The organism is Caballeronia choica (assembly GCF_001544535.1).
Classification (GTDB): domain Bacteria; phylum Pseudomonadota; class Gammaproteobacteria; order Burkholderiales; family Burkholderiaceae; genus Caballeronia; species Caballeronia choica.
On the sequence record NZ_FCON02000085.1, the window covers coordinates 1 to 12,445 of the forward strand.

The window sequence follows — 12,445 nt, forward strand, 5'->3', positions numbered from 1 at the left end:
GGTCACGATCGCCGGAATTGCCGATCACGATCAACCGGAAACCGCGGTCACGATAAAACGGAATCAGCGGTCACGATAAAACGGAATCAGCGGTCACGATGCCGGAAATGTCGGTCACGATCACCGGAATACGCAAGCGCAGCAAGACAATGGCGTCGATCTCCGAAGCGGCGACAAGGGCAAAGCCTACGTCGAAGCGAGCGCGGCACAAGGAGACGGTAGCAGGAAAGCAAGACGCAATTCGGTAGGAGGTCGGGTCACTGGTCAGGCCGAGGCAATCGCCGTCGTTACGGCCGACGAACTGGCGACGCGACCGCGTCTTCAGTGTCGGTCCCCTTGCTTTCGTGGTTTGTACTGGTGGGACATATTTTGCACCTTAGCCTGTAAGGCCTCACACTCGCTGACGACCGAGAGCAATTGGAAAAAGCCCGGGCGAAGCGGACTTCTTGGGTTCATAGAACTGAATCTACGCCGCCGTGGAGGTGTTCTTTTCCGGCTAGCCCTCGCTCAAACGGGTTGCCGGTGTCATTCACTTCGGTATTGAGGTTGTATTCCGCACGCACGGTCTCGAGCACGCCCTCGATATCGCGCTCGAAGCCGACCGCGTTGCCGAAGTGGGTCATGTTCCAGTTGCAACCTGTCTTGTCAGGCTTCTGCAACTGCGGCCGCGGCACACGAATCTTCACGCCGTCCTCGATGATTTCCTGCAGTCGATGGATTCGCCGGTGGACCTCCTGCTGTAGTTGCGAGGTATTGAGCGTCTTGCGTATCATCCGAATCTCCTTGGTTGCTCAAGCGAGTCTAGCTCAAGTGCTCAAGTGAGGCGCTCTGAGACCTGGCGCCGGAATGCCAATCGCCTGCGAGAGACCGGGCGCCCTGGTTCGTTTGGGGTGCGCGTCGGCACGTCAGTACGCGACAATCACGACGCCGCGACCGCCAAGTCCACGACCGCCGCCGCCGCGCCACCACCGGCGTTCGCCGGCCGACGCCGCCCGGAATACTCATCGTCCCCCGCCCACGCCACCACCGCCGGCGCCACCGGCAGCCTGGGTGGGTGCTATTCCGATACCGCCGCCGCCACCACCCCCCTGCAGCGCGTTCTGGCTGCCCCGCTGCCTGCATGGGTCGAGTCGGGTGCCCGCCTTCATAACAGGAGTGGCCGCCAGTTGCCGTCAGCAAACTGAACAACGAGGGCTGGCGAGTTTGGCTCGCGTCGGGACCCACGTGTCGCGTCCGCGGAGATGCGTCATCCCAAACGCTTTATGGCTGACGCCAGCGATTGTCTCGTTGACCAGTACGCCTCCCAAGGGTCTAGCGTTTGAAAGCTAAGATACTCTCTCGCCGTTTGCACCGTCCAGTGCGCGCCGTTTCTAAGCTCGGACAGTTGCTCCCATGAAATCGGCATGGAGACCCCCATGCCCGGCCGCGCCCGCGCGGAAAATGCGGTGGCGGTCGTCTGTCCTTTTCCGTTTCGTAGATAGTCAACATAGATTTTGCCGATTCTGTTGGCGGCGCCAGATGTGGCCGAAAAGCGGTCGGGAATTGTTCTCGCCATATGCCTGACGAGCGCCTGTGAGAAAGCCTTCACAGACTTGTAGTCAAGTTTCGGAGTAAGTGGCACGACGACATGGAGGCCCTTGCCGCCGCTCGTCTTCAACCAAGCTTGTAGGTCCAACTCCGTAAGCAATGCGTGGACGAGAACTGCAGCCTCCTGAATCTGCTTCCACTTCACGCCTTCGCCAGGGTCGAGGTCAAAGATGACCCTGTCAGGCTGGTCGATTTGCAGAACCGTCGAATTCCAGGTATGAAACTCAACAACGTTCATCTGGACCGCCGACAACAGCGCATCCGCGGTATCGATAGTCAACAGTGGCGGGTGATTCAGCCACAGGCTTCGGTCGTGCGCCTTGAGCCCGGGCATGCTGGTCCTTTCTGCATGCTTCTGAAAAAACAGTTCGCCGGAAATGCCTGTAGGCGCGCGAACCATCGCAAGCGGCCGCTCCGCCAGGTGGGGCAGCATCCATTGGGCAACGCTTTCGTAATAACGGACGAGGTCGAGCTTCGTGACTCCGCTCGACGGGTCAACGACGCGCTCCGGATGGGAGATTTTGACGTGGGAGGTGGGAGCAGGTGCTAGCGCAGCTCCGGACTCGCGAACGACGAATCGCGCAGGCTTGTCGACGCGCAACCCTTTGAACGACGCCTGCCGCACCACGCCTACTGCAGTCCACTCGGCAAACTCGACCTCGGCAACAAGCTCCGGGCGAACCCAGCGCTCGGCACCGTCGGCACGTCTGGACCGACGGCTTGGCTTTGACACGGCGACGTCAAATGGCGTCGCATTGAGTTCGAGCGGTATCAGACGAGTCCACAGGTCCCGGCCAGTGCGGGCGTCCCAGCCGGTGCCAACGCTGCCAGCGTCGTGAAGCTTGTTGCCAACGTAGTAGCCGAGCAGCAAACTGCCGACCTCGCCATCCTTGCCGCCTCGAGCGGTGAAACCGCAGACAACCAGTTCCTGCCGAAGCCGACACTTAGCCTTTAGCCAGGTCTGGGTCCTTCCCGACTCATATTTCGCGTCCCGGCGTTTTAACATCAAACCTTCAAGCCCCAAACCGGCGGCGGCCTCGAATATCTGGGCCACTGGTGCGTCGAAATCCTGACTAAACCTTATGCGGTCGCCCTCATTCTTGAGCAGTTGCAGAAGCAGCGCGCGCCTGGTCCACAGAGGGACATTCCTCAGGTCCTTCCCATCGAGGTACGGCAGGTCGAATAGAAAATAGATAATTTCTTGATTCGCCGAACCGTCTATTGCATTCTGGAGAGCGCCGAAATCGGGTAAGCCGTCGTTGAGCACGACTATTTCACCATCCAGCCATCCGCTGGAGAAAGGGAGCTTCTCGACCTCTGTGGCCAGCCTCGCAAACTTCTTCGTCCAGTCGTGCCCGCCGCTCGTGTACATCCGCGCACGCCCCTTCTCGACACGTGTGAGCATGCGGTAACCATCTAGCTTTGATTCGACTATCCAGTCGCCGGTGGTCGGTAGCGACGAAGCCAGTGCCGCGCGCTGCGGTTCGATTTTCGCGGGAAGCGGCGCGTCTAGTGCAGCAGTAAGGTCCATCGCAGCGCTACGACCACGCACAGGCCGTACGACCCTCGGCTCACGCTCTTCAGCAAGCCCGAGGGGCTTGGTGATGACGCTGTCGGGAAGCGCTCTGATGACGTCGTATTTCGCCAGCGCTTGCGCCCATTCGTCGCGCTTCTTGAACAGCATCCAATGATCTTGCTTGTCCTCCGGCTTCGAAATTCTGACCAGTTCCCACAAGCCGGAGAGCTTTTCGCCATGGAGCTGGAAGACCAGTTTGCCCGCCGTCATTGCCTTTCGCGGGTCGCCGACCGGGTCCCATGTCCCACGGTCCCACACTATGACGGTCCCGGCGCCGTAGTGCTTTGGTGGAATCGTACCTTCAAACGTTGCGTACTCCAGCGGATGGTCCTCCACATGGATTGCTATCCTCTTCTCCTTCGGGTCGTAACAAAGCCCCTTTGGTAATGCCCACGAAACCAGCACTCCATCCATCTCGAGACGGAAATCGTAGTGAAGGCGACTCGCCCAGTGCTTCTGGACGACGAAACCGAGATGTCCGGACCTGATTGTCGTTTCGGCCGACGGAGCGGGTTCCGGGGTCACCCCGAAATTACGCATTTTCGTGTAGCGGGCGAGGGGCGAAGGTCTCGGTTCGCGGGCAGAGGCCATGTTCATATTCCGGAAAGAAGCGAACGCGGAGGCCGCCAGAATCGTCGTTGATAAGCATCAATAGAATAACAGTGAAGCTTCTCGCTTCGGACGCGCGAACTGTCCCAACCGATGGCTTTCGCCGCCTCATGAGTTGCTTGCACATCGGGCCGAGCCCACACACATAGACTTGCGTGCCGGCGGCCTGAATCCCGAGCAGCGCCGCGAGGTCAAAATGACCGAAAACATCGCTGTAATGGAACTTGGCAGCCTGGCCTGCGAGAGCCGCGAGCTCGTCGTGAAATGCCACCTGGGCGCGTCTACGGCCGACAAAGAACCCACTCCCACTGATCAATCTTGGATGGGGCCTGCGGCTCCTCGCCGACGAAGCGGTGTGGACATTTGGGCCCGTTCCGTTTTCGGATACGCCGGGCACGTGCATTGCGCTAACTTGCGAGGGCAATAGGCGGGTAGTGACCATTTTCGGCCGGGCAACCCACGGGGCGTAGTGCATGCAGTCCCTTTGATGCGACCTGCCCGGCATCGCAAACGACGCACGGAGTGACACGATGGGAACGGCGTACGACGATGTTTCAGAGCCAACGGGCCATCGAGAACACGTGACTACAATTTCCGCGGTTCAAGAACAACTCGCAGTCGAAGTCGAGCGCACGGAGACGGGTGCTGTGCGTGTGCGCAAGCTGACTCACGACGAAGTTCAGGAGATACCGATAACGCTGCGGACGGAATCGGTCATCGTGGAGCGGGTTTCAATCAACCAACCCGTGTCCGCGGAGTACGGTGCACGCCAAGAAGGCGACACTTTGATTGTGCCTGTCTTTGAGTATGTCCCGGTCACAGAAATGCGACTTATGCTGAAGGAAGAGGTCCGAATAACAAAAGCGGCGGCGGAGGTGGACGCGGTGCACCGAGCATCGGTGCGCCGCGAGGAGTTGGTTGTTGAGCGGCGGGACGGTGCGAGCGGCGAGTGGCTTGCAGAAGAAGATGGGTTTAGTGATAGCACACGCACAAACGCAGAAAAATAACCTCGGTAAGTAGCGCGTTCCTATGGGCGGCCTTGGCCGCTTCAATCATCATTGGAGAAATACGAATATGACACAAGCAATCGTTGGCGTTTTTGACAGCTTTGACGAAGCCAACCGAGCAGTTGAGCGCCTTGAGCGAGCGGGTATCGCGCGTACTGATATTCAAGTTCATGGGCGAGAGTCGGGTGCCCGGACGTATGACACGACGGCGAGTACAGAACGCCGCCCGGAAGGTGAAGGTGTAGTCTCGCGCGTAGAGCATTTCTTTTCGAACCTCTTCGGCAGCGACGACCGGCCAGAAGAAGTCGGCCACTATCATGAAGCCGTTCGCCGCGGAAGCGCGTTAGTGACTGTAGAGGTGGCGAACGAAGCCCAGGCCGATTTGGTCCGTGCAGAACTTAACGACGCCGGGGCGGTCGACATTGACGAACGGGTTGCTCAGTGGAGAACTAGCGGCTACGCGGGTTATGACCCGTCCGCGAGGGAGTACACAGCGGATGATGTAGCGGCTGAACGGCAGGCGTTTCCCGTGGTGCGCGAAGACCTCGCGGTTGGGAAGCGCGAAGTGCAAACAGGAGGTGTTCGCGTTTATTCGCGCGCAACCGCGACGCCGGTTAGTGAGACCGTTAATTTGCGCGAGGAGCACGCTGCCATTGAACGTCGCCCGGTCGACCGCCCTGCCAATGCGGCCGACCTGAAGGAGGGGTTCGTCGAAATCCGCGAGACAGAAGAACAACCCGTCGTTTCCAAAACGGCGCGCGTGGTAGAGGAAGTAGTCGTAGGCAAGGAAGCGACCGAGCGCACCGAGACTATCAATGACACCGTCCGAGGCACTACTGTGGAAGTAGAACGCGTTCAAGGGGAGGGTGGCACGCTGCGCCCACCTTCGACGCCGACAAAGCCCATCTAAAGATGGCTTTGTGCAGCAGAGCAAGTAGGTCGCGGGTCGTCGTCTCGTGGCCTCCTCGAGTAGTCATTCGCCCAGACGACCGATACTCTCCATTAGCGGATTCGCGCCGCAGGTGTGCGAGGGGTTTGGATTTTGCTCGAGTGCAAAGTGGAAGCGCAATCCGACTGAGGGATGGGCTGATCGGCCTTTCCAGCGTATAGCGTCGTAGTGAGCTCTTTACACGCAGTTGCGACCGCTGTTCCCACGCGACATCTAGCCCATCTGGGAGAGGGCACCTACGTAGTAGCTGCACGCTCATTGCTTTTCCGAACTTCTCCCAATAGCGATGAAGCGAAGTTCACCGCCGTTTGCGCCGTGAACAGTCGCCGCGAGCTGGGTCGGCGCCGTCTGCCAGCTTGCAACACCAGCTCACGCGCGATGTGGACCGCCCGTGCGGCTAGCTAACGTGACCGTCGCGGCCCTTTTTGCTCGTCGCGTGCGGCATTTAGCGGTGGGTCGCAGCGCGGCTTAGTGCTTGGAAGTCGGCCCCTGGGACCCGAGTGTTGCGAGGTACTCGTTGAATCGGGCGGAGTTCGTGCGCTGCGCAACGCGTTGAAGTAACGGCACAGCATCGTCACACCCGCGATATTCCAGCTGGGAAGCCAGCGTGGAGAGGAACACTCGCAACTCTTCTCGACCGTGTCGGTCCGCGAAGGCGCGAACCGTTTCCTGAACCGCGTCCCTGAGCGTGTGCGGGTACAGCATGCTTGCGATGTGCGATGCCCCTTGGGCCAGTTCGACCTCGTATTTCTGTCGGCACCGTACTTCGTCTGCAATTCGGTTGCGTTCGCTCGATTTCATGCGGCATGCTCCGGACTTTGGGCCGTACAGCGCCAGTGAATATCGAGCCTCCGGAGTTGCTACTATCCGGGTGAACACTTGGTCAGGCAGCTTTGACGCGTATTGTTGCGGCCGATGCCCACGGAGTCTTCAGACCCAACGAGCCCCGACGCTTACTTCCTCCTCGCGGGACGCAGCCCTCTATCAGGGCGCGACAACTACTCCGCTTTCAAGTACCGGCTTCTTGGTGAACTTGTTCAGCACCTCTTGGCCTTCGCGTTGGTATTCAGCCAATTGCGACTTCGCCGTCGTCGAGGCTTCGCTTTGCATGTTCGAGACTATTTCTTTTACTTGCTTACCATATAAGCTCGCCTTTTCTCCGGTCGCTTTGGCAACGCTAGTCGATAGCTCAACGAACTCCTGTGGCGACCGTGTCGCGAGTGCCTTTTCAACGATGACTTGGTTTTCGGCAAGCGAGGTCTTGACAACTTGCAGATTCAATGTCGTAAGTTTCTCGATGCCATCAAACGCGGCCTGGAAGGCACCAAACACGTTTTGAACTTGAACCGACTGCGCGGAAAAGAATTGTTGCGGGGACACTGTGCTCATGACGTCTCCTATGGTCGGGCGCCGCGGTCGACCGCAGTTGGCTCCGGTGTCGTAAATGCATATTGCACTGCAACAAATCAAGTGTACGGGCATGGTTCGTGAAGTCAACGGGTATCGCGAACGGTCGTACTCAGACGCTAGAGTTGGACATCTTACTGGCAGGCCGGTGCCCGCGTTATCGTCGTCTAAAGCGCCCTTGGATTGTGCCTAGTGAGGTTCAAGAAAAGTTGAAGAACGCCCGAAACACTCTGCAAGCGGCTCGCGTAACGTTCGGAGGGGCAGACCATCCGGAAAACTGCTTTCGAGCCTTCCGCAGACCGTTTTTCGACAAGCTGATAAGAGGCACTACGACGCGATCGTCACCCGAATCCGCGAGCCCGGCATCCAGACCGTGGATGATGACCCACGCCAGGAAAACAAGTTATTCGACGTCACAGAAATAAAGTAGTTTCGGCCTCTCAACAAGGAGTAGCCTCAGTCATTAGACCGCGATTCTGAAAAGACAAGCACCCGGTAAAGCGGCTGCGACGGGTCAATCATCTTCAGCCGGCACGCTCCCAAAACAGCAATACACCACTCCTGCAAACCGCCGCTCAAAACGGTGGCAGAAGGGACAACCACGCTCGCCGGGTTAGCAAATCCAATGGGCAATCTAATCCCCGTGGCATTCGCCGTCACTTTCGGTGCCCCAAGAAACGGGTCAACTGTTGCAATTAACCTCCATCGGAGGGTCACACCATGTTAGTTAGAGAGCGGATGAAACCCGCAGTATTTTTAGAGCCTGACGAGACGTTGGCGACAGCAGCACGCAAGCTCAGAAAAGACAATATTGGCTGTCTGCCGGTCTGCCAAGACGGCCGGCTGCTCGGAATGATTACCGACCGCGACATCGCGATGCGCGGTGTCGCAGACAATCGCGACCCAAATCACATGCGGGTACGTGACGCGATGTCCGTGGACGCGATTTGCTGTTTGAAGGAAGACTCGGTCGAAGAAGCGGCCACGCTCATGCGTCAGGCGCATGTACAACGACTTGCGGTTGTCAACGCTGACCGTCACCTGGTCGGAATCATATCCATGAGCGACCTTGAGGGCGGCGGCTCCGAACGACGTCCGTTCGAAGTGATTTTCTATAAAGAAGTACTGGGCCACGCAGGCCTTCCGCATCACAGCGAGCTAATGCGGGTCTCGGTCGCTCAGGGAACGAAAGATGAAGCAGTCCAAGCGGCCATCGGCCAATTCGAAGAGGCCAGGCACGTCACGAATTGGACCACGGCGGCTGACGGCTACGACGTAGTAAGCATCCACGCTGGCGAAAGCGGCGAAAGCCTCGAATCACTTGAGCTTACCTCTGAGAGAGACGCGGAGATTCGACCCCGGGCACGAGTTTTGTGGGAACAGGCCGGCGCCCCCAAAGGCCAGGACGTCCAGTTCTGGGAAAAGGCGGCACGCGGCGTGGACAGCGAGAGCAAGGCTGCGAAATGAAGCCAGCCAACACAGTGGGGGTCGACGCACAACGGCGAGTCGTCATGCACGTGCCGCGTGTCGACTTCATCGGAGCCGGGATAGTCACGCCCATTGAATGGCAGCCATCCGGTTTCGTGTCGATGGCAATCGTCACTTGCCGAGTCGACGAAAAGTACGGGAATAGCGCGCTCGGCAGAATTGAGACTGAAGCGGACGCATGCCAGTACGCTGTTCCGTGCGGGAAGGCCGAGGCGGAGCGCCGTCTCCTGATGACGCTTATCGAATAGCGTCGTAACGATGATTTCAGCGCACTGCTGCATCGTAACCGCGCCTCAGCAGTGAAACCTAAACGGGCCGTCGAATACGGCTCAAACCGCTCAAACCGCTCAAACCAACCGAAAGGCTAGCCTCCGAGGCACTCGGAACCTGAACAAAAGCTTCGGTCACTCAGGTGCTTTCGCGTACGGTGGCTTCGACGCCGACATCTGCCCACGGTCTTGTTATCGCTTCTCGAGATACTCGACACATGCTCGGTACACTAATTGCACGGTAGGCGAGCGGTGGTCCAGTTGCCAACGGTCGACACAAAAGAGTCGCGCTAGCGAGTGCTCGTCAGACGGGAAATCGATTGACAATGACCGAGCCACCTCTTCTGCAGCGCCGGCCACGGCGAGTCGGTCCTCCCAATCCGTTGCGGCACCATTCGCACGCAGCCAAATTCGCAGAGACTCGATAACGTTGGGCGCAGATAGCCACGTGCCGGTGAGCGCACGCGCGGTGAGTTGAGACGCGACAAGATAGCAGAGGAGCTCGGCCCGCGCCTCGCTGTCAAGATTGTGTGGGATTTGACTCACAGTTACCTCCTGACTTCGAGCCGTGTCGCCTACGATATTATCGTTAAAATCACAGGATACGTTTCGGACCCGAAGCCGCCACTGAATGAGATTGGGGATACGCAACATGCAACGATGGCGGTCCTTGCTCTTCTCTTGTTGCTTGGTGTCACGGATCGGCGTAATCGGTCCATTTCATGATCGGCGTAATCGAGCCACCGGATGATCGCCGTAATCGAGCCAGTCAATGATCGGCATATTGGGGCCACTCGATGATCGGCGTATGAGGCCACTTCAGGATCGGCGTGATCGAGCCACTTTGCTCGCTCGTTGTCTGGTGTTGCTGTAGTCCCAAACGCGTTTCGAATTTCCGTAACTGGCTATCCTTCGGAGTTTTTTCCCCGGAGGGCCGATGAGTAACAGGAGATTCGAGGTGTTTGAATATCGACAAGTTCTGACGCGCATGCGTCAAGGCGATTCAGATCGCGATATTGCTAGCGCGCGGCTGATGGGCCGCGGCAAACTCAAGGGCGTACGCAAGTTGGCGCTCGCCCGTGGCTGGCTAGAGCCGGACCGACCTCTACCGGACGATGCCGAGTTGGCAGGCATATTCGGACGCAATCCGGGTGTCGCCCGGAGCTGCATTTCAACGCTGGAGCCCTTTCGCGACCTGATCCGCAGCTGGTTCGACGCTGGTGTGCAAGGCACAACCATGTACGGCGCGCTCAAACGCAATCACGGCTACACCGGCAGCTACTCCGCAATGCGTCGTTTCCTGATCCACCTGAAGGACGAGCGTGGCGTAGCCGCCACGACCATTCTTGAGTTCGCGCCGGCCGACGCAATGCAAGTTGATTTCGGCGCCGGGCCCGTATTGATGCACGAATCCGGAACGCCGCTTAAGACGTGGATCTATGTGGCAACGTTGTGCTGGTCTCGGCATCAGTATGCCGAGATTGTGTTCGACCAGACGGTCGAGACGTGGCTGGCTTGCCACCGTCGTACCTTTGAATGGTTCGGTGGCCACCCGGAGCGCGTAATTATAGACAACGCGAAGTGCGCAATCATTAAAGCGTGTATCTACAGCCCCGAAGTACAACGCTCCTACGCATCGCTTGCCGAGGCATACGGTTTCCGGATTGACGCTTGTCCGCCACACGACCCCGCAAAGAAAGGAATTGTGGAATCGGGCGTCAAATATGTGAAGAGTCCTTCGTACCGCTGCGCACGTTTCGCGACTTAAGCGACGCGAATCGACAGTTACACGAATGGATCATGCAGGAAGCCAGCACCCGCAAGCACGACACGACCCATGAGCAACCGCTGACACGCTTCGCCGTCGAGAGGCCACTGCTCGCAGCTCTTCCCGACGTGCCACCGGTGCTGGCCGTGTGGAAGGAAGTTACCGTGCATAGCGACGGCCACGTCGTTTACCGCAAGGCCCTGTACTCAGTCCCGTTCACGCTGGTTGGTAAGGACCTATGGCTCAAGGCCACCGACACGGTAGTGCAATTGTTTCACCAGCATGGCCTGGTTGCAACGCATCCGCGGCTGCGCAAGCCCGGCGATCGTCATACGGTGCGCGACCATCAGCCACCGGCAGCACAGGCGTGGCTCGAGCACGATCCGCAGTGGTGCCTTGCTCGTGCCAGAGAGATCGGCCCCTCCTGCCTGGCGGTCGCCCTTGCGCTGTTTAACGACCAAGTGCTTGTGAACCTGCGCGGTGTCCAGGGCATCTTGCGATTGCGCGAGAAGGTGGGTGACAAGCGGCTCGACGCTGCTTGCGAACGCGCGCTAGCGTTTGCAAGTCCGAAGTACCGCACCGTCAAAGGCATCCTCGATAAAGGACTGGACAGCGAGCCGGTAGCCGCGCCCCCGCAAACGCCCACCGATACGTACCTCAGTGGCGGGCGTTTCGGTCGAGATCTCAACTCCCTCCTTCTGCATTGAACATCATGAATCCAAGTCCAGAACTGAACACGACGCTCAAACAACTTCGGCTGTCTGGTGTGCTTGACTCGCTCGAACAGCGCAACCGGCAGGCCATCGACGGGAAACTTGCATACACCGAATTCCTCGCCATGCTGCTGCATGATGAAGTCGCGCGGCGAGACCAGAAAAAATTGGGCGCGCGCATCCTGCGTGCCGGGTTTGCGCTAGGAAAGACACTCGAGTCATTCGACTTTGACCGCCTTCCTAAACTCAATCGGGCGCATATCAATGATCTTGCGACGGGACGCTACATCGACGAGAAGGTTGCGATTCTGATGGTGGGTCAAACAGGCGTCGGCAAATCACACATTGCACAGGCACTGGGCCACTGCGCCGCGCGCCAGGGCCGCGATGTCGTGTTCGTCACGCAGACAGACCTACTGAAGAAGCTGCATGCAGCGCGTGCCACTGGGATGTACGAGCGCAAGTTCCAACAGTTCGTGCGCGTGCCGCTGCTGATCGTCGACGACTTCGCGCTCAAACCGCTGCGCGCACCACACGACGAAGACTTCCATGATCTCGTTGCCGCACGCTATGAGCGAGCAGCGACGATAAAAAATCTTTCAATTCCACATAATGACTTCCAATCTTGATCTGGACGAATGGGGAGACGCCTTCCCAGACAACCGTGTGCTCGGCGCAGCCACGCTTGATCGACTACGCCACGGTTGCTATCGGATCGTCCTTGAAGGCGAGAGCTTCCGTAAGCCCAGACCAATGCCTGAAAACGGCGAAAACGTCATTGCAAAATCAGGCAAAAAACCGCATTCTTGAAACCATTCGAAATTGCGTTTCGGGGCTACTCTGCGTGGCCTCATTAGGCCGATCATCCCCGGCTCGATTACGCCGATCCGTGACACTTGGCGACGAACAGCGCGTTCGCAGCGAGCCTGGACGCCCGCGACAACGTCCGAGCGGCAACCATCGAGGCCGCCGCGGCGAATGCTCACTTTGGAACCAAGTTTTGTGGCCTGTCGTCAGCAAAGGCGTCTGAGTACAAGGCGAAGGTTAGAGCTAGAGTTGCGGAGCCTGACAG

The 12,445-nt window shown here is 58.6% G+C and carries 7 protein-coding genes and 2 pseudogenes; 5 read left to right on the top strand and 4 right to left on the bottom strand.

Annotated features, from left to right (window positions below; translation table 11 throughout):
• Positions 1-452: 452 nt before the first annotated feature.
• Together AWB68_RS28365 and ligD are read right to left on the bottom strand one after the other, a co-directional pair.
• On the bottom strand, positions 453-773 hold the full coding sequence (locus tag AWB68_RS28365) for a hypothetical protein (protein WP_087647657.1): 321 nt from the start codon (positions 771-773) through the stop codon (positions 453-455).
• A gap of 473 nt (positions 774-1,246) precedes the next feature.
• Positions 1,247-3,754, bottom strand: a complete 2,508-nt coding sequence (gene ligD / locus AWB68_RS28370) for a DNA ligase D (protein ID WP_235028540.1) — start codon at positions 3,752-3,754, stop codon at positions 1,247-1,249.
• Between the two features lie 599 nt (positions 3,755-4,353).
• Here ligD and AWB68_RS28375 point away from each other — a divergent pair.
• Together AWB68_RS28375 and AWB68_RS28380 are read left to right on the top strand one after the other, a co-directional pair.
• Entirely contained in the window at positions 4,354-4,779 is a 426-nt protein-coding gene (locus AWB68_RS28375) for a YsnF/AvaK domain-containing protein (RefSeq protein WP_160110078.1), read from the top strand.
• 67 nt (positions 4,780-4,846) lie between these two features.
• Entirely contained in the window at positions 4,847-5,689 is an 843-nt protein-coding gene (locus tag AWB68_RS28380) for a YsnF/AvaK domain-containing protein (protein ID WP_087647660.1), read from the top strand.
• A gap of 507 nt (positions 5,690-6,196) precedes the next feature.
• On the opposite strand, the gene AWB68_RS28385 is transcribed toward AWB68_RS28380, so the two are convergent.
• Together AWB68_RS28385 and AWB68_RS28390 are read right to left on the bottom strand one after the other, a co-directional pair.
• Complete coding sequence (locus AWB68_RS28385) at positions 6,197-6,529, bottom strand: hypothetical protein (RefSeq protein WP_087647661.1); 333 nt, start codon at positions 6,527-6,529, stop codon at positions 6,197-6,199.
• A 183-nt stretch (positions 6,530-6,712) separates the two neighbouring features.
• Positions 6,713-7,117, bottom strand: a complete 405-nt coding sequence (locus AWB68_RS28390; RefSeq protein ID WP_160110079.1) for a phasin family protein — start codon at positions 7,115-7,117, stop codon at positions 6,713-6,715.
• Between the two features lie 738 nt (positions 7,118-7,855).
• Here AWB68_RS28390 and AWB68_RS28395 point away from each other — a divergent pair.
• The 3 genes and pseudogenes from AWB68_RS28395 to istB all read left to right on the top strand — a co-directional run bounded on the left by AWB68_RS28395 (position 7,856) and on the right by istB (position 12,183).
• Positions 7,856-8,602 (top strand): CBS domain-containing protein, encoded by a 747-nt coding sequence (locus AWB68_RS28395; RefSeq protein ID WP_160110080.1) that lies wholly within the window; start codon positions 7,856-7,858, stop codon positions 8,600-8,602.
• 1,248 nt (positions 8,603-9,850) lie between these two features.
• Positions 9,851-11,367: pseudogene (gene istA / locus AWB68_RS28410) on the top strand (IS21 family transposase).
• 5 nt (positions 11,368-11,372) lie between these two features.
• Positions 11,373-12,183: pseudogene (gene istB, locus AWB68_RS28415) on the top strand (IS21-like element helper ATPase IstB).
• Positions 12,184-12,445 lie beyond the last annotated feature (262 nt).